A 24,882-nucleotide genomic window follows, 5' to 3' on the forward strand; every position below is an offset into this window, starting at 1 on the left:
GGCAACACGCATACGTTACTTCTGCTGCACGCCTTCCACTGAGATGATTAAATCGACTTCCTGCGAAGCAGGGCCGAGATCGGTGGTGATGTTAAAGTCCTTCAGCTTAATCTTGCCTTGCGCTTCAAAACCAGCGCGCGTGCCACCCCATGGGTCGCCACCCTGACCAATCAATTTCGCGTCCAGCGTAACCGGTTTAGTGACGCCGTTCAGGGTCAGATTACCGGTGATATCGAGGTCGTTCCCCTCTTTCTTCACGCTGGTGGAGCTAAAGGTCGCCTGCGGGAACTTTGCCACGTTGAGGAAGTCTGCGCTGCGCAGGTGTTTGTCACGTTCGGCGTGGTTGGTGTCAACACTGTTGGTGTTGATGGTGACGTTGACCTTATCGGCAGCAGGATTTTTTTCATCAAAGGTGAATGTACCGTCGAAATCTTTAAACGTGCCATACAGCCAGCTGTAACCCAGGTGCTGAATACGGAAATTAACAAAGGCATGCTGTCCCTCTTTGTCAATTTTATAATCTGCCGCTACGGCTGAGCCGGTCGTGAATAACAGAGAGGCGAGTGTCAATCCCAGCAGGTTTTTTTTCATTTTAAGCTCCATAGTCAGATGACGATTTTCCCAACATGCGATTCAGGGTATCGTCGTGATCGATAAAGTGATGTTTCAGGGCCATAAGCCCATGAAGAAGCGATAAAACCACCACGGTCCATGCAAGCCACAGGTGCAAGCTGCCGGCAAGGTCGGCCTGAGCACCTGCGTTGGCAAGAGTGGCGGGAATATCGAACCAACCAAATACGCTTATCGCTTTGCCATCTGCGGTCGAGATCAGATAACCGCTGATAACAATCGAAAAGAGCAGGGCGTAGAGTGCAAGGTGACCCATTGCCGCTGCGATGCGGGTTAAGCGGGAATAACTTGTCAGCGCAGCAGGAGGAGGGGAGAACAACCGCCAGATAACGCGAATGACCAATCCCATCATGAGCAGGATGCCGATGCTTTTATGCAGTTCAGGGGCCTGGTGATACCAGCCATCGTAATAGCTGAGCGTGACCATCCATAAACCCAACGCAAACATGCCATATACAGCAATCGCAACCAGCCAGTGTAAAGCGACTGACACCACGCCATAGCGCTGTGGACTATTAGTGAATTGCATAAAAACACCGTGATATATTTCAGGAGTGAATAAAAATGGCGTGTAAAAGACATGAATGCAACTAATAAATAACAATGGTGACGATATTTATTTTTAGGTCAATAAAATTGATTGAATATAAACATAATCATCAAATGATTAGACGGAATGTGCAGGATGATGCTGTTATCACAAGGTGTAGATGCAATTTTTCTTGTTCAGTTTATTGCAATAAAAATTAAGCAATTATCAATTTTTGTCAATTATTGTCAGCGAGATGCAATCAGAAAAACATAATATATATCACATCCATAATTGCCAGCAGCGACCATAAAATAATGTAGAGCATAAGATGCTCACGAATATTATTAACCAGATAATGAAAGATGCGCCGCATCAATGTTATTCCTGTCATTAAAAATGGCCTCACCATGAGGCCATTAATGCGTTATTGCTTAAAGCGACTCAACCTGAATGGCTTCAGGTCAAAGGCTGGCGGTTTGTCCTGCGCAAAATCCGCTGCGATTTCCCCGAGCACGGAGGCAAACTTAAAACCATGTCCGCTCAGCCCGGTGATGATCAGGGTATTGTCATGCTCAGGTAGCGTATCAATGATAAAGTCTTCATCGGGTGAATTATCGTAAGTGCAGGATGCACCATGCAGGCAACAGCCAATGCCTGGCAGAACTGTACGCAGGAATGGGAAGGCTTCGGAGCCATCGCTGGCCACCGCGGCGAACGGTTTGCGCTCTTCGGCAGCGTGAATAGCCTGTCCGCCGTTGTGCTTACCAATTTTTAGTTCGTCGTTTTCAGCCGGAAAACCGTAGTACTGATCGCCATTTGGCAACTCGCCGGTAAAGGCCGGGAAGTTATTTTTAACGCTGTAGCGCCCATCGGCCTGATACCATGCGAACACTTTGCGCACCGGCTGAATCGGCAGTTCCGGTACTAATGCCTGCACCCATGTCCCGGCGCTGACCAGGGCTTTTTTCGCGTGGTAGTCACCGTCGGCGGTTTCCACCGTGAGGCCATCTTCAGTGTGATGAATAGCCGTGACCGGGCATTTAAACAGCTGCGCGCAGCCAGCTTCTTCAGCCAGACGGATCCAGGTTTTAATCGCTAACTCACTACGCAAAAAGCCCGACTCAGCTTCAAACAGACCAATATAATTTTCAGGTACGCGAATCTCGGGCCAGCGAGCCATGATGGCGGCGGCATCAAGATGCTCGACGTTGAGTTGCCATTGCTTTGCGCTTTGCGCAGCGGTAGCTAAGAAAGTTGAATCAGCCGGACCGAGGTTGATCACACCGGAGCGAACAAAAATCGGCTCTTCATTTTGGGTGGAAAGTTCATCCCACAATGTCTGCGCGCGCAGCACCAGCGGAACGTATTTTTCACCTTCGCCATATGCATGACGAATTAATCGTGTGTCGCCGTGGTGGCTACCCTGTTGATGCGGTGGCATATGCGCATCGATCATCAGAACGTTCAGACCGGCGCGAGTGGCATAGTATCCGGCTGCGGCACCCACGGAACCGCTGCCAATAATGATTAAGTCGTATTTCATCCGCTTCTCTCTGCAATCGCGATAGTAGCAGGGTAAATAACTGACCCGGAATATTCAACCTGGAAATAAGAAAGGCACCGTTAAGGTGCCTTTTGATGGTTGGATGTATCAGATTTAATGGCGCTGATACTCATTTACCTGGTAATCGCCGGATTCAATTTTGGCGATTCCTGCTTCTAATATCGAAATAAATTGCCTGGCAACATCAGTGGTTAACCAGAGCGTTTGACCAACTTCAGTCCCATCCGGGTCCGGTCGATTCGGGGTCTGGTAGTGCAAACGCAGCATCAGCGCATCGTAGCTATCAACGGTGCTGATGTCCCATCCTACAAGCGGATGAGTCTGAATGACTTCATTATTCTTTTCCATCATGCCCCCTAATTCGTGTTACTAGACAACGGTTTTCGAGGTTCAATGCATTTTTTTTCTGAAGCAACTTCAGTATATCAATAAATAAGGGTATTCATTGAAAATTTAAAGAGGGCGGTGCATAAATTTTTAGTTTTCGGCGTTATCTGACTAATAAAACAACATGTCATTCATTTTTTTTTAGCAAGTTGCACAATTATTTTGTTGTTCTGGTTAAAAGATAACCAGGAAATTAATATTAAATTAAATCCCTGCAAGGTTGAATCTGCATTTGTTTTAAAAACTGCGCGTATAAAAAAGCCGGGGCGACCCGGCAAACAAACATCACTGCATATCATTATTTATTCGTTGATAAACCAGTCATCCGCGCTTTCCCAGGTCTCCTGCAGGATCTCGCTGATGCGTTCTTTGTCCTCTTTGGTCGCGCCAATTACCGACAAATTGTTAGCCCCGGCATAACGGACGGTAACGTTACCTTCGTTATCCGGAAAATGATGATGGATACGGCGGGAGAGTTCACCTGCCAATGCGTCAATCGCACCGGCAGGTAAAGGTGAAGTTTTGGCAATAGTGACTTCAATACGCATAGTAGCCCCCTGTTGAATATACTGTTTATTTATACAGTCATTCAAATCAGTTGGCTACACTTTTTTTAGTTTTTTACTGACCAACGTACCGTTTCGCCACCCAGGAAAGGTACCAGCGTATCATCTGCCAGCGCAATGCTCTCCGGGACCTGGTGCTCCACGCGCTCAAGCTCAATAAAGGTCTCATTTACCGGCAGGCCATAGAACTGCGGGCCATTGAGTGAGCAGAAGGCTTCAAAATGGCTTAGCGCATTCATCTCTTCAAATACGGTGGCATAGCTGCCCAGCGCTGTCGGGGCGTTGAAACACCCGGCGCAGCCGCAACTGGATTCTTTGCGATGACGCGCATGCGGCGCTGAGTCGGTACCAAGGAACGCACGGCTAAATCCGCTGGCGACCAGTTCACGCAGCGCCTGTTGGTGGTCGTTACGTTTAAGGATCGGCAGACAATACAGGTGCGGGCGAATGCCGCCTACCAGCATGTGGTTGCGGTTAAACATGAGATGTTGTGGCGTAATGGTGGCGGCGAGAAGCTCGTTACCGTCGCGCACATATTCGGCAGCATCTTTAGTGGTGATGTGTTCAAACACCACTTTCAGCGCGGTCAAACGCTGACGCAACGGTTCCATAACCGACTCAATAAAACGTGCTTCGCGATCGAAAATATCGATATCCGCATGCGTCACTTCACCATGCACCAACAGTGGCATACCCAATTTTTCCATCCGTTCCAGCACCGGCATGATGGCATCAATAGAAGTTACGCCATGCGTCGAGTTGGTGGTGGCATTGGCCGGGTAGAGTTTCGCGGCGGTGAACACGCCTTCGTTGAAACCACGCTCCAGCTCATTGGGATCCAGCGTATCCGTTAAGTAGCAGGTCATTAAAGGCGTGAAGTCGTGTCCGGCAGGTACCGCATCAAGAATGCGTTGGCGATAAGCGATAGCCGCATCAACCGTGGTGACGGGCGGTGCCAGGTTCGGCATGACAATGGCGCGGCCGTAAATTTCACTGGTATAGGGCACGACAGTTTTTAACATGTCGCCATCGCGAAAGTGAAGATGCCAGTCGTCTGGGCGGCGGATCTTTAAAACCTGGGATGGTGCAGTCATCAATATGCTCCGGCTGAGGATTGTCTTTTTTGCCGGAAACAAAGGATAAGCGGAAACGTTTTCGTTTGCACGAAAAAAAAGGGCGCATCAGCGCCCTCGGGTTTATTAGTCGGTGAACGGGATGATGATTTCGCCCGGTTTCACTTCTATACCTTTCGCCAGTTTTTTCGCCAGCGCTTCACCCTGGCTGCTGTCTTCCTGCAGAACGTAGGCAGGCTGTTGGTTAAAGTAATTACGCAGCGACTGGTTTAAATATGGCATCAGCGTTTGCAGTACCGACTGCATTTTTTCTGGTGTCACGGTCGCGTCCACGACCTCCATCTCTTGCAAATAAATTGCGCCTTTCTCTTTATTGAAGACCGGTAAGGCCTTGAGCTTCAGCTTCATGGTGGCTTTCTGACTGCCAAACAGGGAATTCATGTCCAGGTTAGCATCACCCGTCAAAGTCACTTTGTTAGGCTCTTCACGCCCTATCTGACTGGCGAGGTTGCTCAGTACGATGTGTGCCTCAGCGACGCCGGGTAAACCGATATCTTTAGAAAAGTTGTTATGCTTCGCCAGCGCCTGATTAATCTCTTGCTCGCTAACCGTATATTGCGTGAGTTGATTACAACCAACCAACAGGCCGCCAACAATGAGTGCAGCGGCAAAAAAAAGCTTTTTCATGGGGTTCCTCAACATGATGCTTGTGGCGTAATCGTGACACAAAGCATCATCGAGTACCAGCGCTCCGGGCACCAGCAGAAAAAACTGAAAAGTGCCCGTGCACCGAATTAGCTATCAGGCGTCGGGTTCCAGCATGCCGCGCGTTGGGCGTTTGTGGCTGAATTGCCAACCCAAAGCCAGGAAGGTGATGAAGCCGATAATACCGAGCATCATCCACGGCAATTCAGGCTGCGCCAGGGCTTTACCCATATCAAACAACCAGCCGCCGCCGACATAACCGATGGCGCCGCCGATGGCGAGTCCCAGTCGGCTGAAACCCATGTAACTTCCTCGAGCCCGCGCATGGGCCAGCGAGGCGCTCAGCGTTTCACGCGCCGGTTCGGCGATGATCGAGCCAATATAGAAGGTGCAGATCAGCGTGAATAGCTGCTGCAAATTCCCGACCAGACCGATAGGCATCATGCTCAGAGACATCACCAGCAGACCGGCCATCAGGCGATGTTCAAGGCGAAAACGTTTTTCACTCCAGCGGGCAATCGGGTAGAGCAGCGTTAACGAGAGGCATGCTTCGATGGCATACATCCATTTTACGGCGGCAGGTGAGCCTGCGATGTCGTTCACCATAATTGGCAGCATTAACATGACCTGTACCGCCAGCATGTAATAACCTGCCAGCGTCAACACATAGGTGACAAAACGTTTGTCATGCATCACGTGGCTCATCCCTTCGCGCACCGGAATTTTTACCGTCGATAGCTTCCACGCCGGGAGCAGCCAGGCGTTAAACGCCGCGCACAGAACAAACAAAATGGCTCCTGTCGCGCAGACCAGGCGGAAATCATACTGTAACAGCCAACTGCCGAGTAACGCACCAACCACGGCGCCTGCGCTATCCTGCATCATCAGGATAGAGAAAAAACGCCCGCGCTTTTCCGGGCGGATCAGTTTGACCACCAGCGCCGAACGGGGAGGGTCGAACAGCGTGCCGCCTAATCCGGAGAGAAAACAGGAAAACCACAGCAGCCATGGCTCGTGGGCAATCCCCATGGTGGCGAACCCGGCGGCGCGCATCAGCATACCGGTGACGATCATCGGTTTTGCGCCGAAACGGTCAGCAATAGCGCCGCCAAAAATACCCAGCCCCTGCTGAATAAATTGACGCAATCCTAACGCGATCCCGACCATAACGGCAGCCCAGCCCATTTGGTCGACGAAGCGAATTGAGATCAGCGGGAAAACGACGAAGAAGCCCAGCACGACCAGCATATTATCGATGAGAAGGAAGTATTTACCCAGGTTCCTTGCCTGCGAGACTTGCGACATTTCCCCTCCCGGGAAAAACTCGTCACTCTGATTAGAGTTTAAAAGATAAGCACCTCCTATTCTGCGGTGTCGTCATCGCTTTTCCCACCCTTGGCGGGACAATATTTTTTTATCAAAAGTCCGTCTTGATAGAGAGTTTTCATCAAAATGTGTGAATAATTCAAAAAATGGCAATTTGCTCTTTTCAAAGGGCATATTTGCACAGGTATAGTATCGCGAATAGCGTATTGAAGACGTTACGGGAAGGAGTAGGTATAGAATGTTTGGCTATCGCAGTAACGTGCCAAAAGTGCGCTTAACCACGGACCGCCTGGTCGTGCGTTTGGTGCACGAGCGTGATGCCTGGCGTCTGGCAGATTATTACGCAGAAAATCGTCATTTCTTAAAACCCTGGGAACCTATTCGCGATGAAAGCCACTGTTATCCCTCCGGCTGGCAGGCGCGTCTGAGTATGATCTCTGAGTTTCATAAACAAGGCACCGCGTATTATTTTGCGCTGCTCGATCCGGAAGAAAAAGAGATTATCGGCGTCGCGAACTTCTCTAACGTGGTGCGGGGATCTTTCCACGCCTGTTATCTCGGTTATTCCATTGCGCAAAAGTGGCAGGGGCAGGGGCTGATGTACGAAGCCTTAACCTCGGCCATTCGTTATATGCAGCGCACGCAGCATATTCACCGCATTATGGCGAACTATATGCCACACAATAAACGTAGTGGTGACTTGCTGGCCCGACTGGGTTTTGAAAAAGAAGGGTATGCCAAAGATTACCTGCTGATTGACGGGCAGTGGCGCGATCACGTGCTGACGGCGTTGACCACATCAGAATGGACCCCTGGTCGCTAAGTTTCAGGTTAGCCTGAGTAATGGAGAAGACGATGAAATACGAATTAACCGCCACCGAAGCACGCGTGATTGGCTGTTTATTAGAAAAACAGGTCACCACGCCGGAACAGTATCCGCTTTCGGTCAATGGCGTCGTAACCGCCTGCAATCAAAAAACGAATCGTGAACCGGTGATGAATCTGTCGGAATCGGAAGTGCAGGATCAGCTTGATAACCTGGTGAAGCGGCATTTTCTGCGAACGGTGAGCGGCTTTGGTAATCGTGTCACCAAATATGAGCAGCGTTTCTGCAACTCTGAATTTGGCAATCTGAAACTCAGTGCCGGCGAGGTGGCGCTGGTCACTACTCTGTTGCTGCGCGGCGCGCAAACGCCGGGCGAACTGCGAAGCCGTGCATCGCGAATGTACGAATTCAGCGATATGGCTGAAGTGGAGTCGACGCTGGAAAAACTGGCGACCCGTGAAGATGGCCCTTATGTGATCCGTCTGGCGCGTGAGCCGGGTAAACGTGAAAGTCGCTATATGCACCTGTTTTGCGGTGATGTTGATGAGCCCATCGCTGCGACAGATGAACTCCCGGTCGCGTCTGGCGATCTGCAGGCGCGCGTTGAAGCCCTGGAAACAGAAGTTGCGGAACTTAAGCAGCGGCTGGATTCATTACTGGAGCACCTGGGAGACTAATGTGAATAAATTACGTATCGGCGTTGTCGGTCTGGGTGGTATTGCACAAAAAGCGTGGCTGCCCATACTGGGCAGTTCCGCTGACTGGACGCTGCAAGGCGCGTTTTCACCTTCGCGGGAAAAAGCGCTGCGTGTCTGTGAGACCTGGCGCATACCCTACGTTGACTCACTGGTGAATCTGGCAAAAACCTGTGACGCGGTTTTTGTCCATTCCAGCACCGCGACGCACTTTGCGGTAGTCAGTGAACTACTGAATGCTGGGGTCCATGTGTGTGTGGATAAACCGCTGGCGGAAAACCTGCGTGAGGCTGAACAACTGGTCGAGCTGGCCGCGCGGAAAAAACTGACGTTGATGGTCGGCTTTAACCGCCGATTTGCGCCACTGTATCAGGATCTCAAAGCGCATCTGGGCAACGCAGCGTCTGTGCGTATGGATAAGCATCGTTCGGACAGCGTTGGACCACATGACCTGCGTTTCACCCTGCTGGACGACTATCTGCACGTGGTCGATACCGCACTGTGGCTGGCGGGCGGGAACGCGCAGTTAAATAGCGGTACTCTGCAGACTAATGACTCTGGCGCGATGCTTTATGCTGAGCACCATTTTTCTGTCGATCAGCTACAGATAACAACCAGTATGCATCGCCGGGCCGGTAGCCAGCGGGAGAGCGTTCAGGCGGTGACCGATGGGGGCTTGATTGACGTCACGGATATGCGGGAATGGCGGGAAGAACGCGGGCAAGGTGTCGTACACAAGCCGATAGCAGGCTGGCAAACGACCTTAGAACAGCGAGGTTTTGCCGGATGTGCCCGGCATTTCATTGAGTGTGTGCAAAATCAGACGGTTCCCCAGACGGCAGGCGAGCAGGCGCTACTGGCCCAGCGTGTTGTCGAAAAGCTATGGCGGGAGGCGATGGCTGAATAATCCTCTGTAACAACTGGCGGTAGTAATTCATTGTAATCCAGGTACTATATGCCAACTCAAAATAACACCTCTTTTCAACCATAGGCTGGCTTGTAGGCCTGATAAGACGCTGCGGCGTCGCCATCAGGCAACAGTGACATTGCCGGATGGCGATGTTGGTTATACGGGGTTTTGCCTCAGGGTCTGGAATACAACATAGATGAATTTATTAAAGTCGCTGGCAGCCGTCAGCTCGATGACGATGTTTTCACGTGTGCTGGGTTTTGCGCGTGATGCGATTGTCGCCAGAATCTTTGGCGCAGGGATGGCGACCGATGCCTTTTTTGTGGCCTTCAAACTTCCAAACCTGCTGCGCCGAATTTTTGCTGAAGGCGCATTTTCTCAGGCGTTTGTGCCTATTCTGGCTGAGTACAAAAGTAAGCAGGGTGAAGATGCTACCCGCGTGTTTGTCGCTTACGTTTCAGGGCTGCTGACGCTGGCGCTGGCCGTGGTGACGGTTGCCGGGATGCTGGCTGCGCCGTGGGTGATTTTAGTCACTGCGCCTGGGTTTGCCGACACCGCCGACAAATTTGCGTTGACTACCCAACTGCTGCGGATCACCTTTCCTTATATCCTGCTGATTTCACTGGCCTCGCTGGTCGGCGCGATCCTTAACACCTGGAACCGCTTTTCTATTCCGGCGTTTGCGCCGACCTTTTTGAATATCAGCATGATCGGTTTTGCGCTGTTTGCTGCGCCTTATTTTAATCCTCCGGTGCTGGCGCTGGCGTGGGCCGTGACCGTTGGTGGCGTGCTGCAACTGGTGTATCAACTGCCACATCTGAAGAAAATTGGCATGCTGGTGCTGCCCCGCGTGAACTTTCGCGATGCGGGGGCGATGCGTGTCGTCAAGCAAATGGGGCCGGCAATCCTCGGGGTTTCCGTCAGCCAGATTTCACTGATCATCAATACGATTTTCGCCTCGTTTCTGGCCTCCGGTTCGGTTTCCTGGATGTACTATGCCGATCGTCTGATGGAGTTTCCGTCCGGCGTCCTTGGCGTGGCGCTGGGGACCATTCTGCTGCCATCTTTGTCCAAAAGCTTTTCCAGCGGGAATCATGATGAGTACTGCCGTCTGATGGACTGGGGGTTGCGTCTGTGTTTTCTGCTGGCATTACCCAGCGCCGTGGCGTTGGGTATTCTGGCTAAACCGCTGACGGTGTCTCTGTTCCAGTACGGGAAATTTACCGCCTTTGATGCCGCCATGACCCAGCGCGCGCTGGTGGCATACTCGGTCGGTTTGATTGGTTTGATCGTGGTGAAAGTTCTGGCCCCTGGCTTTTACTCGCGCCAGGATATTAAAACGCCGGTGAAAATTGCTATTGTGACGCTGATTATGACTCAGGTGATGAACCTGGCGTTTATCGGGCCGCTGAAGCATGCCGGGCTGTCGCTGTCGATTGGTCTGGCGGCATGTCTGAACGCTTCGCTGCTTTACTGGCAACTGCGTAAACAGAAAATCTTTACCCCGCAACCGGGCTGGGCCTGGTTCCTGGCGCGTCTGGTGATTTCCGTGGTGGTGATGTCAGCGGTGCTGTTCGGGATGCTCTATATCATGCCGGACTGGTCGCAGGGAACGATGTTATGGCGTTTACTGCGTCTGATGGCCGTTGTGGTGGCTGGGATCGCAGCTTACTTCGCCGCACTTGCTGTGCTGGGCTTTAAAGTGAAAGAGTTTGTGCGCCGGACGGCGTAACAGACATTGCCGGATGGCGGCGTTACGCCGTATCCGGCCTGCAGAACGCGCTGGCCTGAAAGCTGCGAACGATCAGGCTAGCATTAAATAGAGAATTTTTTCCCGCCGCGGTGCGCAGCAGAGGTTTGACCGTTTGCGCCATACAGCGCCGGTTCCTGGTGTGGTTTCAGCACTTGAATCGCTTGTTGATTACGCTCAATCTGCCCTTCCAGCAGCCAACCGTTGTGCTGGTTGAGGTCACGCAAATGCTGCGTTTTTTGGGTGATCGTCTGCCAGCGTTCAGCTATCTCATCGTTGGCGCTGCGCGTGGCGTCATGCTCCAGACGGCGCTGCTGCTCCAGATAATCAAGGGTTGCCAGCAAAGAGCTTTTTTCTTCTGTAATACGCTGTAGCTGGCTGCCGTTGATATATCCTGCGGAAAGCTGCTGCTGCTCAGCATCCATTACCGTTTTCAGGTCATTGAGGACGGTTGTCATCTGATCAAGTATTTCTGACAAGCGAGTCATACTTTATTTACTCTGTAGGTAGCTCTGTGCCTCTCGAATGAGCGAGTCGGCAATTTTTCCGGTATCCATTTTCAACTCACCGTTACGGATCGCGGTTTTCAATGCTTCGACGCGTTCCATATTGATGTCATTGGTGCCGGGCTGCATCAGTTTGGCCTGGGCGTCGCTCAGCATAACGCTGGTGCTGTTTGTCGCGGTGGTTTTTTCCTTCCGCGCTTTTTGTACCGGCGCATCGCTGGTTTCACGTGGCTGAACGGTACTGACTGGCTTCAATGGTGAGGTACGATCAATGCTCATTTTGTTTATCCTCATCGAGGGGTTACGCTATAGCGGCCCGCTGTAATCATTGGTTGTTTATCTATCGGCACACGCTAAAAAATCTTTAACCTATTATAGGTTAATAAGAATATTCCCATCAGAATCGACGATGCCGCTCACCACCTGGCCTGAAATCATCCGCACTCGCGCATTCTGTGCGACGGCGGCATTGTTCAGCGCTTTACCTTCGGCATTCACCCGAAAACCATCGCCGTTGGCGATAACCAGTACGCGTTGACCGGCTTTGATCCGCCAGGCCTGGCGCAACATCGAAAGCTGTATCGGCTGACCCGGAACCAGATCCCGCAGACTCACCGCATCCTGCACCTGATTCAAATCTAACACGGCGCGCGGCGGCAGTTGGTCCAGCCGACCACGCTTTAACGTCACGCTGGTCGAGGTTAACGCGCTGCCCCGGGCGACAGGCGCGGCGGCAACCACGTAGTTTCCCGTGGCCTGCACATTCACCTGCAGATAACGTTTCTCGTTAGCGCAGCGGGCCAGCACGTTCACATTGCCCCACAGTTTCGCGCTGCCGGACACGCTTAATGCGGGTTGCTCGCAACTGGGCAGTAGATTAGGCGACGTACGGATAGAGACGACCACCTCATCGCTGAATCCGGCCAGACGTTGGGAAAACCATGCCGTCAGCTGTGAATTCAGGTCTTGCGCCAGCGTCATAGGGCTGAACAGCAGTGCTGCCACAACTATTCCACGTTTAAACGTTTGCATCAAAACCTCGCGCTTTTTCAGGTAGTGGCAGGATTTTACCTGTGCAACGCAGTCATCAACGCAACAAATAGCGACGCATTTTGCGTTTATTCCGGCGATAACGCGCGCGTAATGGGATTTAAGCTGTCGGCTGAATTTTGTCATTTGCGGAGGAGATATGCTCGATAAGCTCGACGCCGCCTTACGTTTTCAACAGGAAGCGCTGAATTTGCGCGCCCAACGTCAGGAAGTATTGGCGGCCAACATTGCCAATGCCGACACGCCGGGGTATCAGGCGCGCGACCTGGATTTCGCCAGTGAATTGAAAAAAGTCATGGTGCGTGGACGGGAACAAACCGGCGGTGTCTCGTTGACGCTGACCTCTGCACAACATATTCCGGCCCAAACCGCTTCTGCTCCCGCTACGGAATTGCTCTATCGCATTCCTGACCAGCCGTCTCTGGATGGCAATACGGTGGATATGGACCGGGAGCGTACGCAATTTGCAGACAATAGCCTCAAATATCAAATGGGGTTGACCGCGTTGGGTGGACAAATCAAAGGCATGATGAACGTGCTGCAAGGAGGGAACTAATTCGTGGCGCTGTTAAATATTTTTGATATCGCAGGCTCTGCGCTGACGGCGCAGTCCAAGCGCCTGAACGTGGCGGCCAGCAACATGGCGAATGCGGATAGCGTCACTGGACCCGATGGTCAACCGTATCGCGCCAAGCAGGTTGTTTTTCAGGTCGATGCCGCGCCAGGTGCGGCTACAGGCGGCGTAAAAGTGGCTGACGTGATTGAAAGCCAGGCGCCGGATAAGCTGGTTTATGAGCCGGGTAATCCACTGGCCGATGCGAACGGCTACGTAAAAATGCCGAATGTGGACGTCGTCGGCGAGATGGTCAACACCATGTCAGCCTCGCGTAGCTACCAGGCAAACGTCGAAGTGCTCAACACCGTGAAAAGCTTGATGCTCAAAACGCTTACGTTAGGCCAGTAGAGGAGACGCACATGTCTGTTGCTGTAACCATGAATGACCCGAGCAATGCAGGCGTTAAAGCCGCTACCGGGAATAGCTCCCTGACGGGCAGCAATGCTGCTGACCTGCAAAGCAGTTTTCTGACGCTGCTGGTCGCACAGTTAAAAAACCAGGACCCAACCAATCCGCTGCAAAACAACGAACTGACCACCCAACTGGCGCAAATCAGTACGGTGAGTGGGATTGAGAAACTGAACACCACGCTGGGGTCTATTTCCGGACAGATCGATAACAGTCAGTCGCTGCAGGCCAGTACGCTGATTGGCCATGGTGTCATGATCCCTGGCACCACCATCCTGACCGGCAAAGGTACGGAAGAGGGCGCGAAAACGACCACGACGCCGTTTGGCGTTGAGCTGCAGCAGCCGGCGGATAAAGTCACCGCAACGATTACCGATAAAGACGGCAAAGTGATCCGCAGTATTGATATTGGCGGCTTGAAAGCAGGTGTTCATACCTTTACCTGGGACGGCACCATGACCGATGGCACGGATGCGCCAAGCGGTTCTTATAACGTCTCAATTGCTGCCAGCAATGGCGGAACGCAACTGGTGGCACAGCCGCTTCAGTTTGCGCTGGTGCAGGGGGTTATTCGCAGTAACGGCGGTAACACGCTGGACCTGGGCACCTATGGAACCACCACCCTCGACGAAGTACGGCAAATAATCTAAGCCCTCACACTTATCAGGAGTAAGTCATGGCCTTTTCTCAAGCGGTCAGCGGTCTGAACGCTGCAGCGACCAACCTCGATGTCATTGGTAATAACATCGCCAACTCCGCTACCTACGGTTTTAAATCTGGTACGGCTTCTTTTGCCGATATGTTCGCCGGTTCTAAAGTGGGGCTGGGCGTTAAAGTTGCGGGTATTACCCAGGACTTTACCGATGGTACTACCACCAATACCGGACGCGGACTGGATGTGGCTATCAGTCAGAACGGTTTTTTCCGCATGGTAGACAGCAACGGTTCCGTATTTTACAGCCGTAACGGTCAATTCAAGCTCGATGAAAACCGCAATATCGTCAACATGCAGGGGTTACAGTTGACGGGTTACCCGGCTACCGGTACACCGCCGACAATACAGCAAGGCGCTAACCCGGCACCGATCACTATTCCGAATACGCTGATGGCAGCGAAAACCACGACTACCGCGTCAATGCAGATCAACCTGAATTCCACTGACAAGGTGCCAACTAAAACTCCGTTTAGTCCAAACGATGCGGACTCCTACAACAAAAAAGGCACTGTTACCGTTTTCGATAGCCAGGGTAACGCCCATGACATGAACATTTTTTATGTCAAAAACGCAGAGAGCAACACCTGGGAAATTCACACTCAGGATGCTTCAACTGGCGAAGCTGCAAAATCAGCCGGGTTTATGAAGTTTAATAACAATGGCGCGTTTTTAGGGATGAGCGCCACGGCAACTGGGGCGCCAGCAGGAACGGATATCACAATTACAACCGGTCAGATTAATGGCGCAACTGAAGCCACTTTCTCTCTGAGTTTCCTGAACTCTATGCAGCAGAACACCGGCGCCAACAATATCGTCGCCACGAATCAGAACGGCTACAAGCCGGGCGATCTGGTGAGCTACCAGATTAACAATGACGGTACCGTGGTCGGCAACTACTCCAACGAACAGCAACAGGTGCTGGGGCAGATCGTGCTGGCTAACTTTGCCAACAACGAAGGTCTGGCGTCTCAGGGCGATAACGTTTGGGCGGCTACACAGGCTTCCGGCGTGGCGCTGCTGGGTACCGCAGGCGAAGGTAACTTCGGCAAGCTGACCAACGGCGCGCTGGAAGCCTCAAACGTGGACTTGAGTAAAGAACTGGTGAATATGATCGTCGCCCAGCGTAACTATCAGTCGAACGCGCAGACCATCAAAACCCAGGATCAGATCCTCAACACGCTGGTCAACCTGCGCTAAGCGCCTGACGGGATGGCTTAATGGATCACGCAATTTATACCGCCATGGGCGCGGCCAGTCAGACGCTGAATCAACAGGCGGTGACGGCCAGCAACCTGGCAAACGCCTCCACGCCGGGTTTTCGTGCGCAGCTCAATGCGCTGCGTGCGGTTCCCGTTGAAGGTTTATCTTTGCCGACGCGTACGCTGGTGGTGGCCTCCACGCCGGGGGCCGATATGACGCCGGGCCAGATGGACTATACCTCCCGCCCGCTGGACGTGGCGCTGCAACAGGATGGCTGGTTGGCCGTCCAGACCGCAGACGGTAGCGAAGGGTATACCCGTAATGGCGCCATTCAGGTAAGCCCTACGGGTGAACTGACTATTCAGGGGCATCCGGTAATCGGGGAAGCCGGGCCGATAGCCGTACCGGAAGGTTCCGAAGTCACCATTGCGGCTGACGGGACGATCTCTGCGCTTAACCCAGGCGATCCGGCTAATACGGTTGCGCCCGTTGGGCGTTTGAAACTGGTAAAGGCGACGGGGAATGAAGTGCAACGTGGTGATGACGGTATGTTTCGTCTGACCCAGGCCGCGCAGGCTACCCGAGGCCCGACATTGCAGGCCGATCCCAGCATCCGCGTTATGTCGGGCGTGCTGGAAGGGAGCAACGTTAAGCCGGTTGCCGCGATGAGTGACATGATCGCTAACGCCCGCCGTTTTGAAATGCAGATGAAAATTATCAGTAGCGTGGATGATAACGCGGGCCGCGCCAACCAACTGCTGTCGATGAGTTAACACAGGACATTTTATGATCAGTTCATTATGGATCGCCAAAACCGGCCTGGATGCGCAGCAAACCAACATGGATGTGATTGCCAACAACCTGGCAAACGTCAGCACCAACGGATTTAAGCGCCAACGTGCAGTGTTTGAAGATTTGTTGTATCAGACGATTCGCCAGCCTGGCGCCCAGTCTTCTGAACAGACGACGCTGCCGTCCGGTTTGCAGATTGGTACCGGTGTGCGTCCGGTGGCAACCGAGCGTTTACACAGCCAGGGTAACCTGTCGCAAACCAATAACAGTAAAGATGTGGCGATTAAAGGCCAGGGCTTTTTCCAGGTCATGCTACCTGATGGCACGTCCGCCTATACCCGTGACGGTTCTTTCCAGGTGGATCAAAACGGCCAGTTGGTGACCGCGGGCGGTTTTCAGGTTCAGCCGGCCATCACTATCCCGGCTAACTCGCTCAGCATTACCATTGGACGCGACGGCATTGTCAGCGTGACCCAACAGGGCCAGGCTGCGCCTGTTCAGGTCGGGCAGCTTAACCTGACCACCTTTATGAACGACACCGGCCTGGAAAGTATTGGTGAGAATCTGTACACCGAAACGCAGTCATCCGGCGCGCCGAATGAGAGCACGCCGGGGCTGAACGGCGCGGGTCTGCTGTACCAGGGGTATGTTGAAACCTCTAACGTCAATGTGGCGGAAGAGCTGGTAAACATGATCCAGGTTCAGCGCGCTTACGAAATCAACAGTAAAGCGGTATCGACCACCGATCAGATGCTGCAAAAACTGACGCAACTCTAAAGTGGGGCCCGGTGAGGTGAGAGCCTCACCGGCACACTGATTTTGAAGATGACCGCAATGCGAAAATACGCGCTTCACCCATACCCCATTTTAGCCCTGCTGGTGGTTTCACTGACAGGGTGCGCCTGGATCCCAGCCACGCCGCTCGTTCAGGGCGCGACGTCTGCTCAACCCGTTCCAGGCCCGACGCCGGTGGCGAATGGCTCAATCTTCCAGTCGGCGCAGCCGATTAACTACGGTTATCAGCCACTTTTCGAAGACCGCCGTCCACGCAATATTGGCGATACGCTGACCATCGTATTGCAGGAAAACGTCAGCGCGAGCAAAAGCTCCTCGGCAAACGCCAGCCGCGACGGCAAGACCAACTTTGGTTTTGATACCGTACCGCGCTACCTGCAAGGGCTGTTTGGTAACGAACGTGCCGACGTAGAAGCCTCTGGTGGCAACACCTTTAACGGTAAAGGCGGCGCGAACGCCAGCAATACCTTCAGCGGTACGTTGACCGTGACGGTCGATCAGGTACTGGTGAATGGCAATTTACATGTCGTGGGTGAAAAACAGATCGCCATTAATCAGGGCACTGAGTTCATTCGCTTCTCCGGGGTCGTTAACCCACGCACCATCAGTGGCAGCAACTCCGTACCGTCAACTCAGGTTGCGGATGCGCGTATTGAGTACGTCGGCAACGGCTACATCAATGAAGCGCAAAATATGGGCTGGTTGCAGCGTTTCTTCCTTAACTTGTCGCCGATGTAAGCGAGGTACCCGGTGTTTAAATCTCTTGTTGGAATGGTACTGGTACTGGCAACCGCCTTTGCGCATGCCGACCGTATTCGTGACCTGACCAGCGTGCAGGGCGTGCGGGAAAACTCGTTGATAGGTTACGGGCTGGTGGTCGGGCTGGATGGTACTGGTGACCAGACCACACAGACGCCGTTCACGACGCAAACGCTCAATAACATGCTGTCGCAGTTGGGGATCACTGTACCAACCGGCACCAATATGCAGCTGAAAAACGTGGCGGCGGTGATGGTTACCGCACAGTTCCCAGCCTTTGGACGCCAGGGGCAAACCATTGACGTGGTGGTCTCTTCTATGGGTAACGCCAAAAGCCTGCGCGGCGGCACGCTGCTGATGACCCCGCTGAAAGGGGTCGATAGCCAGGTATATGCCTTGGCGCAGGGAAATATTCTGGTTGGCGGTGCGGGCGCGGCTGCGGGTGGCAGTAGCGTGCAGGTTAACCAGCTCAATGGCGGACGTATTACCAACGGCGCGACCATCGAGCGTGAGTTGCCCAGCCAGTTCGGCGGTGGCAACACCATTAATCTGCAGCTCAATAATGAAGATTTCACTATGGCGCAGCAGATCACCGACACCATTAATCGCTCGCGTGGCTTTGGTAGCGCAACGGCGCTGGATGCCAGGACCATACAAGTGCGTGTGCCAAGTGGCAACAGCTCGCAGGTACGTTTCCTTGCCGATATCCAGAATATGGAGGTGAACGTCACGCCGCAGGACGCGAAAGTGATTATCAACTCGCGCACGGGATCTGTGGTAATGAACCGTGAAGTCACGCTGGATAGCTGTGCCGTGGCGCAGGGTAACCTGTCGATTACGGTAAACCGCCAGGCAAACGTCAGCCAGCCGGATACGCCGTTTGGCGGCGGGCAGACCGTGGTGACGCCACAAACCCAGATCGATCTGCGTCAGAGCGGCGGCTCGCTGCAAAGCGTGCGTTCCAGCGCCAACCTGAACAACGTTGTGCGCGCGCTGAATGCGCTGGGGGCGACGCCGATGGATCTGATGTCCATTCTGCAATCGATGCAGAGCGCGGGTTGCTTACGCGCCAAACTGGAAATCATCTGATGATTGGTGACAGCAAACTGCTGACCAGCGCCGCCTGGGATGCGCAAGCACTGAACGAACTGAAAGCGAAAGCGGGTCAGGATCCGGCGGCGAATATTCGCCCCGTGGCCCGCCAGGTTGAAGGGATGTTCGTGCAGATGATGCTGAAAAGCATGCGTGAAGCGTTGCCGAAAGATGGGATGTTTAGCAGCGATTCAACGCGTTTGTATACCAGCATGTATGACCAACAAATTGCGCAGCAGATGACCGCAGGTAAAGGTCTGGGACTGGCTGAAATGATGGTTAAGCAGATGACGCAAGGGCAAGCGCAACCTGCTGATGATGCGCCACAGGTGCCGATGAAGTTCTCGCTGGAAACGGTGACCAGCTATCAAAACCAGGCGCTGACGCAACTGGTGCGCAAAGCCATCCCCAGGGCGACGGAAAGCAATGATGAACCGCTGTCGGGCGACAGTAAAGACTTCCTCGCCCAGCTGTCGCTGCCGGCAAAACTGGCGAGTCAGCAAAGCGGCGTTCCGCATCATTTGATTCTGGCGCAGGCGGCGCTGGAGTCCGGTTGGGGCCAGCGGCAAATTCGCCGGGAAAACGGCGAACCGAGCTTCAACATTTTTGGCGTGAAAGCTTCGGGAAGCTGGAAGGGACCAACGACCGAAATCACCACTACCGAATATGAAAACGGCGAAGCGAAAAAGGTGAAAGCCAAATTCCGCGTCTATAGCTCTTACCTCGAGGCGCTATCGGATTATGTCGGGCTGATTTCCCGTAACCCGCGCTATGCGGCGGTGACCGCAGCAGCAACCGCTGAGCAGGGCGCGCAGGCCCTGCAAAATGCCGGTTACGCTACCGATCCTAACTATGCGCGGAAATTAACCAGCATGATCCAGCAGTTGAAATCGATGAGTGAAAAGGTGAGCAAAACCTACAGCACCAACATCGATAATCTCTTTTAAATAGCTCAAGTCTACCGACCTGCTGCCGATAATAACGAGTATTGAAGGATTACAAGGAACCTCCATGTCCAGCTTGATTAATAACGCGATGAGTGGACTCAGCGCAGCGCAGGCCGCGTTGAACACTGCCAGTAATAACATCTCCAGCTATAACGTCGCCGGATATACCCGACAAACGACCATTATGGCGCAAGCGAACAGCACGCTGGGTGCGGGGGGCTGGGTAGGCAATGGCGTCTATGTTTCTGGCGTACAGCGCGAGTATGACTCGTTTATCACCAATCAGTTGCGGGCAGCGCAAAACCAGAGCAGCGGTCTGACGACGCGTTATGAGCAAATGTCGAAAATCGACAACCTGCTGTCCAGCAAAACCAGTTCGATTTCGACCTCAATGCAAGACTTTTTTACCAGCCTGCAAACGCTGGTCAGTAACGCCGAAGATCCGGCAGCACGCCAGGCGCTGATCGGTAAAGCTGATGGTTTGGTGAATCAGTTTAAAACGACCGATCAGTATCTGCGCGATCAGGATAAGCAGGTTAATACCGCTATCAAAGCCAGTGTCGATCAGATCAACAACTACTCGAAACAAATCGCCAGCCTTAACGACCAGATTTCTCGTCTGACCGGTGTCGGGGCGGGTGCATCCCCGAATGATTTGCTCGATCAGCGCGACCAACTGGTCAGTGAACTGAACCAGATTGTCGGCGTGGAAGTCAGCGTTCAGGACGGTGGTACTTACAACGTAACCATGGCGAACGGCTATTCACTGGTGCAGGGCAGCAATGCGCGCCAACTGGCGGCGGTGCCTTCCAGTGACGATCCTTCGCGTACCACCGTTGCGTATGTGGATGGCGTTGCCGGAGCGGTTGAAATCCCGGAAAAATTGCTGAATACCGGTTCACTGGGTGGTCTGCTCACCTTCCGTTCCCAGGAACTGGACCAGACGCGTAACACGCTGGGCCAACTGGCACTGGCGTTTGCCGATGCGTTTAATACCCAGCATAAAGAAGGTTTTGATGCTAACGGCGATAAGGGTAAAGATTTCTTTGCTATCGGCGACCCGTCGGTACTGAGTAACACTAAAAATAGCGGTAAAGCAGAATTAACTGCTGAAGTTGATGACAGTTCGAAAGTGCAGGCTACCGACTATAAAGTTGTGTTTAGCGGCGGGAAATGGCAGGTGACGCGTCTGGCCGATAACACAACGTTTGAAGCCAAACCTGATGCGAACGGTAAACTGGATATTGATGGTCTGAAGGTAACGGTTAAGGCTAATCCAACCGGCGCTAACGATAACGACAGCTTTATTCTGAAACCCGTGAGCAACGCTATCGTTGATATGAAAGTCATGGTGACAGACGAGTCAAAAATCGCCATGGCGTCAGAGAAAAGCACTGATCCTGCTGCGGATACAGGTGCAAGCGATAACCGTAACGGTCAGAAACTACTGGATCTGCAAACCAAGGAAACGGTAGGTAATAAAACCTTTAACGACGCTTATGCCACCCTGGTGAGCGACGTGGGCAACAAAACGGCGACGCTGAAAACCAGCAGTACCACGCAAAACAATGTGGTCAAACAGCTTTATAACCAGCAGCAGTCGATTTCCGGGGTAAACCTCGACGAAGAATACGGTAATTTGCAGCGTTATCAGCAGTATTACTTGGCTAATGCACAGGTATTGCAAACTGCGAATGCGCTGTTTGATGCATTGATCAATATTCGCTAAGGGAGAGGGACACAATGCGTATCAGCACCCAGATGATGTACCAGCAGAATATGCGTGGCATCACTAACTCTCAGGCTGAATGGATGAAGTTCGGCGAGCAGATGTCGACCGGCAAACGCGTGATCAGCCCGTCTGACGATCCGATTGCCGCCTCACAGGCCGTAGTGCTTTCTCAGGCTCAGGCGCAGAACAGCCAGTATACGCTGGCGCGCACATTCGCGACGCAGAAAGTCTCTCTGGAAGAGAACGTACTGAGCCAGGTAACAACGGCTATTCAGGCTGCGCAGGAGAAAATTGTGTATGCCGGGAACGGTACATTAAGTGATGATGACCGTGCATCGTTGGCCACTGATTTGCAGGGGATCCGCGATCAGTTGATGAACCTGGCGAACAGCACCGATGGTAATGGTCGCTATATTTTTGGCGGCTACAAAACAGAATCCGCGCCGTTTGCCCAGGCTGATGGTTCCTATAGCGGTGGTACAACAAATGTGACCCAGCAGGTTGATGCTTCCCGTACCATGGTCATTGGCCACACGGGCGATAAAATCTTCGCCAGCCTGACCAGCAACGCCGTGCCGGAACCACCAGGTAGCACTCAGGAAAAGAACCTGTTCAAAATGCTGGATAGCGCGATTGAAGAGCTAAAAATTCCTATTGCGGGTGATGATGTGGCAAAGGATAAAGCCGCAGCAGCTATCGATAAAACCAATCGTGGTCTGAAAAACTCACTGAATAACGTGCTTTCCGTTCGCGCAGAATTAGGTACCCAGCTTAGTGAATTAAGCTCGCTGGATTCACTGGGCGCGGATCGGGCGCTAGGGCAAACCCAACAGATGAGCAACCTGGTGGATGTCGACTGGAATGCGGCGATTTCTTCCTACGTCATGCAGCAGGCCGCACTTCAGGCGTCTTATAAAGCATTTACCGATATGCAGGGAATGTCGTTGTTCCAGCTTAATCGGTAATAACCCTTTTTGAACATATCTTGAAACTGGGTATGTTTGTCTGCCCGCTCCCTTAACACCCGGGAGCGGGCATTTTTTTAGGCTACCGTTGTTTTGCTAAGCGGCAGATTTCCCGTCAGCCTTATCGCCAGTGCCAGTGCACCGCTAATGGTTGCCAGCGTCACCACACCTTCCCAGTTTGCCAGCGCATAGACCTGACTGCCGAGAACCGAACCCAGCGCCATACCAATGAACACCATCGTAAACAGCAGTGCATTCAGACGGCCCCGGGCCTGAGGCTCCAGGCTATAGACCAGGTTCTGGTGGGCAACGAGGCTGGATTGCAATCCGAGATCAAAACCAACCGCCGAAAGAGCAATCAGCAGCCACTGCCCCTGTACTGGCAGGGCGGGTAACAAGAACATCAGTGCGAAAGAGACGGTTACCAGCAAAGCACCTAATTGCGTCACTTTTGCTGCGCCCACTTTGTCGGCAAGATGACCCGCCAGCGGTGCCGCAAGCGCACCGGCGGCTCCCGCGATACCAAATGCGCCCGCCATAGCGCTACCCATCTGGTAATGTTCAGCTAACATCACCGCCAGCGTGGACCAGAAAGCGCTAAAGGCTATGGACAGAAAGCCCTGTGCCAGCGCCGCGCGGCGCAATGCGGGATACCGTTGCCAGAGCTGCGCCATAGAGAGCATCAATGATGGGTAGCTCAGCGTGGAATGGGCCGTAAAACGAGGCAGCACCTTCCACATAATGACGGTAATAATGGCAATGCTGGCGGCGGCAAGTTGGTACATCTCACGCCAGCCAAACGCTTCACCCCCCAGTCCGCTGACGGTACGCGAGAGTAAAATCCCCAACAGCAGGCCTGTCATCACCGTGCCCACCGTTTTTCCCTGTTTACCTTCCGGCGCCAGAATAGCCGCCGCGGGAACGATGTCCTGCGCCATCGTTGCCGCCATGCCCATCAACAGGCTCACTATTAGCAGTGAATGCAACTGCCCGGTAAAGCTGCATGCCAGAAGCAGCACGGCAAGAGAGATACTTTTCAGCAGGATTAATGTCCGGCGGTCATAACGATCGCCCAATGGCAATAAAAACAAAATACCCAGCGCGTATCCCGCCTGGGTCAGCGTCGGAACCAGTCCCATGCCGGTAATACTTAAGTCCAGATCCTGACCCATTAAAGGCAGAAGGGGCTGGGCATAGTAGATAGCGGCGACGCTGAATCCGGCTCCTAATGCCAGAACGAAAATGACCCAACGGGAAAGTGCGGTGTGTGTGTTCACAAATGATTCCTCAATCACAGGATGTGCGGCTATTTTTATCCTTCTGCGGGTGGTGCGGTAGCGAGCGCAGTGGTAAAACAGTTATACGCCACACGTATGAAGAAACTGATAATGATAAAAACTGAACGTATAGATAGGGTGGAGCTGATGCGCACGTTTGTTCGTATCGTGGAAGCAGGATCGCTTTCCGCAGCGGCAAAACAGATGGGGACAACGCAAGCGACCGTAAGCCGACGGTTGCAATCTCTGGAAACCCTGCTGGGTGTGAAACTGATTATGCGTACCACGCATGCGATGAAACTAACCGACGATGGCGAGCGTGGTTACCAGCACGCCAAAAATATCATCGATGCCTGGCTGGCGCTGGAAGATGGACTTAATGTCACAGAAGATGAACCAGTAGGGACGTTGCGCGTACGGGCGCCGCATGCGTTTGGACAGCAACAGCTTCTTGAGCCGCTTTTGCAGTTTCTTTCGCGCTATCCACAGTTATCGGTGGAGTGGATGCTTAACGACAAAACCGTTGATTTCCTGAGCGATAATATTGATTGCGCGATTCGGGTTGGCGCGGAAGTCGATCCGGCCACGGTTTCCGTTTTACTGGCTGAAGTTCCCCGTAGCATGGTGGCGAGTCCTGTATTGCTTGAGCAATATGGCGCAATTTCGCACCCTGAGCAGTTATCCGCGCTGCCGTGGATTGCAGTGAACACATTTTTTCAGCATAGCGTTTCGTTACTACACCAGGCGCGTAATGAACCTGTCACGCTGACTATTTCTCCCAGATTAAGTACTGACAGTATTTATGTGGCAAGAAATGCCGCGCTGGCCGGGCTGGGAGTGACGATTGTTTCAAGCTGGATGGTTGAAGAAGATATCGCCAACGGACGTTTAGTTATGCTGCTACCCGAGTGGCGGGCGGCATCGTTGCCGGTGCATTTGGTTTATCCGTGGGCGCGTTACTATCCGACACGGTTGCGCAAGTTTTTAGAGTTAATGAAGGATGTCATGCCGCAGCTAACCGGGATGAAACGCATAGAGCCGATATAAAAAAAGCCGACCCTAAG

At 52.9% G+C, this 24,882-nt stretch carries 29 protein-coding genes; 16 read left to right on the forward strand and 13 right to left on the reverse strand.

Annotated elements, in window-relative coordinates:
* Window positions 1–15 precede the first annotated feature (15 nt).
* The 9 genes from ACVXHP_RS02180 to mdtH form a co-directional block, all read right to left on the reverse strand.
* The gene (locus tag ACVXHP_RS02180) at window positions 16–591 is read right to left on the reverse strand and encodes a YceI family protein (RefSeq protein WP_003832130.1); all 576 of its coding nucleotides are present in this window, start codon (window positions 589–591) and stop codon (window positions 16–18) included.
* A gap of 1 nt (window position 592) precedes the next feature.
* Window positions 593–1,159 carry a cytochrome b gene (locus tag ACVXHP_RS02185; protein ID WP_316129421.1) on the reverse strand — a complete coding sequence of 189 codons (567 nt, stop codon included), beginning with the start codon at window positions 1,157–1,159 and terminating at the stop codon, window positions 593–595.
* A 262-nt stretch (window positions 1,160–1,421) separates the two neighbouring features.
* On the reverse strand, window positions 1,422–1,535 hold the full coding sequence (locus tag ACVXHP_RS02190) for a YceO family protein (RefSeq protein WP_003036148.1): 114 nt from the start codon (window positions 1,533–1,535) through the stop codon (window positions 1,422–1,424).
* A gap of 51 nt (window positions 1,536–1,586) precedes the next feature.
* Window positions 1,587–2,705, reverse strand: coding sequence for an N-methyl-L-tryptophan oxidase (solA, locus tag ACVXHP_RS02195; protein ID WP_316129420.1), 1,119 nt, complete (start codon window positions 2,703–2,705; stop codon window positions 1,587–1,589).
* 114 nt (window positions 2,706–2,819) lie between these two features.
* Window positions 2,820–3,074 (reverse strand): biofilm formation regulator BssS, encoded by a 255-nt coding sequence (gene bssS / locus ACVXHP_RS02200; protein WP_003036154.1) that lies wholly within the window; start codon window positions 3,072–3,074, stop codon window positions 2,820–2,822.
* A gap of 341 nt (window positions 3,075–3,415) precedes the next feature.
* Complete coding sequence (dinI, locus tag ACVXHP_RS02205) at window positions 3,416–3,661, reverse strand: DNA damage-inducible protein I (protein WP_006685106.1); 246 nt, start codon at window positions 3,659–3,661, stop codon at window positions 3,416–3,418.
* Window positions 3,662–3,726: 65 nt separating this feature from the next.
* Window positions 3,727–4,773 (reverse strand): dihydroorotase, encoded by a 1,047-nt coding sequence (gene pyrC, locus ACVXHP_RS02210; protein WP_447570774.1) that lies wholly within the window; start codon window positions 4,771–4,773, stop codon window positions 3,727–3,729.
* A 105-nt stretch (window positions 4,774–4,878) separates the two neighbouring features.
* Window positions 4,879–5,439, reverse strand: coding sequence for a lipoprotein (locus ACVXHP_RS02215; protein ID WP_200006789.1), 561 nt, complete (start codon window positions 5,437–5,439; stop codon window positions 4,879–4,881).
* Between the two features lie 114 nt (window positions 5,440–5,553).
* Window positions 5,554–6,762 (reverse strand): multidrug efflux MFS transporter MdtH, encoded by a 1,209-nt coding sequence (mdtH, locus tag ACVXHP_RS02220; protein WP_447570775.1) that lies wholly within the window; start codon window positions 6,760–6,762, stop codon window positions 5,554–5,556.
* Between the two features lie 259 nt (window positions 6,763–7,021).
* Between mdtH and rimJ the strand changes: the two genes are divergently transcribed.
* The 4 genes from rimJ to murJ all read left to right on the forward strand — a co-directional run bounded on the left by rimJ (window position 7,022) and on the right by murJ (window position 10,946).
* Window positions 7,022–7,606 (forward strand): ribosomal protein S5-alanine N-acetyltransferase, encoded by a 585-nt coding sequence (rimJ, locus tag ACVXHP_RS02225; RefSeq protein WP_006685101.1) that lies wholly within the window; start codon window positions 7,022–7,024, stop codon window positions 7,604–7,606.
* 32 nt (window positions 7,607–7,638) lie between these two features.
* Window positions 7,639–8,286, forward strand: coding sequence for a YceH family protein (locus ACVXHP_RS02230; protein ID WP_200006787.1), 648 nt, complete (start codon window positions 7,639–7,641; stop codon window positions 8,284–8,286).
* A 1-nt stretch (window position 8,287) separates the two neighbouring features.
* A complete protein-coding gene (locus ACVXHP_RS02235; RefSeq protein ID WP_304697869.1) occupies window positions 8,288–9,211 on the forward strand; it encodes a Gfo/Idh/MocA family protein in 924 nt (307 codons plus the stop codon).
* Window positions 9,212–9,410: 199 nt separating this feature from the next.
* Entirely contained in the window at window positions 9,411–10,946 is a 1,536-nt protein-coding gene (murJ, locus tag ACVXHP_RS02240; RefSeq protein ID WP_038639684.1) for a murein biosynthesis integral membrane protein MurJ, read from the forward strand.
* 83 nt (window positions 10,947–11,029) lie between these two features.
* Here the strand turns inward: murJ and flgN are convergent, their stop codons facing one another.
* From flgN to flgA, 3 genes are all read right to left on the reverse strand, one after another.
* A complete protein-coding gene (gene flgN, locus ACVXHP_RS02245; RefSeq protein WP_069323314.1) occupies window positions 11,030–11,452 on the reverse strand; it encodes a flagella biosynthesis chaperone FlgN in 423 nt (140 codons plus the stop codon).
* 3 nt (window positions 11,453–11,455) lie between these two features.
* Window positions 11,456–11,749, reverse strand: a complete 294-nt coding sequence (gene flgM / locus ACVXHP_RS02250; RefSeq protein ID WP_042309206.1) for a flagellar biosynthesis anti-sigma factor FlgM — start codon at window positions 11,747–11,749, stop codon at window positions 11,456–11,458.
* A 93-nt stretch (window positions 11,750–11,842) separates the two neighbouring features.
* Window positions 11,843–12,502: a flagellar basal body P-ring formation chaperone FlgA gene (gene flgA, locus ACVXHP_RS02255; RefSeq protein ID WP_316129414.1), complete on the reverse strand. Its 660-nt coding sequence runs from the start codon at window positions 12,500–12,502 to the stop codon at window positions 11,843–11,845.
* Window positions 12,503–12,659: 157 nt separating this feature from the next.
* Here flgA and flgB point away from each other — a divergent pair, with 157 nt between their 5' ends.
* From flgB to flgL, 11 genes are all read left to right on the forward strand, one after another.
* Window positions 12,660–13,076 (forward strand): flagellar basal body rod protein FlgB, encoded by a 417-nt coding sequence (gene flgB, locus ACVXHP_RS02260; protein WP_200006783.1) that lies wholly within the window; start codon window positions 12,660–12,662, stop codon window positions 13,074–13,076.
* Between the two features lie 3 nt (window positions 13,077–13,079).
* The gene (gene flgC, locus ACVXHP_RS02265) at window positions 13,080–13,484 is read left to right on the forward strand and encodes a flagellar basal body rod protein FlgC (RefSeq protein ID WP_006685091.1); all 405 of its coding nucleotides are present in this window, start codon (window positions 13,080–13,082) and stop codon (window positions 13,482–13,484) included.
* 11 nt (window positions 13,485–13,495) lie between these two features.
* Window positions 13,496–14,194 (forward strand): flagellar hook assembly protein FlgD, encoded by a 699-nt coding sequence (flgD, locus tag ACVXHP_RS02270; protein ID WP_061381773.1) that lies wholly within the window; start codon window positions 13,496–13,498, stop codon window positions 14,192–14,194.
* A gap of 26 nt (window positions 14,195–14,220) precedes the next feature.
* Complete coding sequence (gene flgE / locus ACVXHP_RS02275) at window positions 14,221–15,456, forward strand: flagellar hook protein FlgE (RefSeq protein ID WP_447570776.1); 1,236 nt, start codon at window positions 14,221–14,223, stop codon at window positions 15,454–15,456.
* 20 nt (window positions 15,457–15,476) lie between these two features.
* Window positions 15,477–16,232 (forward strand): flagellar basal body rod protein FlgF, encoded by a 756-nt coding sequence (locus ACVXHP_RS02280; RefSeq protein WP_165407365.1) that lies wholly within the window; start codon window positions 15,477–15,479, stop codon window positions 16,230–16,232.
* Between the two features lie 13 nt (window positions 16,233–16,245).
* Window positions 16,246–17,028: a flagellar basal-body rod protein FlgG gene (gene flgG / locus ACVXHP_RS02285; RefSeq protein WP_003036202.1), complete on the forward strand. Its 783-nt coding sequence runs from the start codon at window positions 16,246–16,248 to the stop codon at window positions 17,026–17,028.
* Window positions 17,029–17,085: 57 nt separating this feature from the next.
* Window positions 17,086–17,784: a flagellar basal body L-ring protein FlgH gene (flgH, locus tag ACVXHP_RS02290; protein ID WP_016152630.1), complete on the forward strand. Its 699-nt coding sequence runs from the start codon at window positions 17,086–17,088 to the stop codon at window positions 17,782–17,784.
* Window positions 17,785–17,817: 33 nt separating this feature from the next.
* Window positions 17,818–18,894 (forward strand): flagellar basal body P-ring protein FlgI, encoded by a 1,077-nt coding sequence (locus ACVXHP_RS02295; RefSeq protein WP_087857787.1) that lies wholly within the window; start codon window positions 17,818–17,820, stop codon window positions 18,892–18,894.
* Window positions 18,894–19,844, forward strand: coding sequence for a flagellar assembly peptidoglycan hydrolase FlgJ (flgJ, locus tag ACVXHP_RS02300; RefSeq protein ID WP_447570777.1), 951 nt, complete (start codon window positions 18,894–18,896; stop codon window positions 19,842–19,844). The genes ACVXHP_RS02295 and flgJ overlap by 1 nt, the downstream gene beginning before the upstream one ends.
* Before the next feature lie 64 nt (window positions 19,845–19,908).
* Entirely contained in the window at window positions 19,909–21,573 is a 1,665-nt protein-coding gene (flgK, locus tag ACVXHP_RS02305; RefSeq protein WP_304697884.1) for a flagellar hook-associated protein FlgK, read from the forward strand.
* 14 nt (window positions 21,574–21,587) lie between these two features.
* The gene (gene flgL, locus ACVXHP_RS02310; RefSeq protein WP_110498365.1) at window positions 21,588–22,541 is read left to right on the forward strand and encodes a flagellar hook-associated protein FlgL; all 954 of its coding nucleotides are present in this window, start codon (window positions 21,588–21,590) and stop codon (window positions 22,539–22,541) included.
* 77 nt (window positions 22,542–22,618) lie between these two features.
* Here flgL and ACVXHP_RS02315 read toward each other — a convergent pair whose 3' ends face one another.
* Complete coding sequence (locus tag ACVXHP_RS02315; RefSeq protein ID WP_447570778.1) at window positions 22,619–23,818, reverse strand: MFS transporter; 1,200 nt, start codon at window positions 23,816–23,818, stop codon at window positions 22,619–22,621.
* A gap of 21 nt (window positions 23,819–23,839) precedes the next feature.
* Here ACVXHP_RS02315 and ACVXHP_RS02320 point away from each other — a divergent pair, with 21 nt between their 5' ends.
* Window positions 23,840–24,865: a LysR family transcriptional regulator gene (locus tag ACVXHP_RS02320; protein WP_447570779.1), complete on the forward strand. Its 1,026-nt coding sequence runs from the start codon at window positions 23,840–23,842 to the stop codon at window positions 24,863–24,865.
* The last annotated feature ends 17 nt before the right edge of the window (window positions 24,866–24,882 follow it).

This window comes from Citrobacter freundii complex sp. 2025EL-00176 (genome assembly GCF_053309355.1).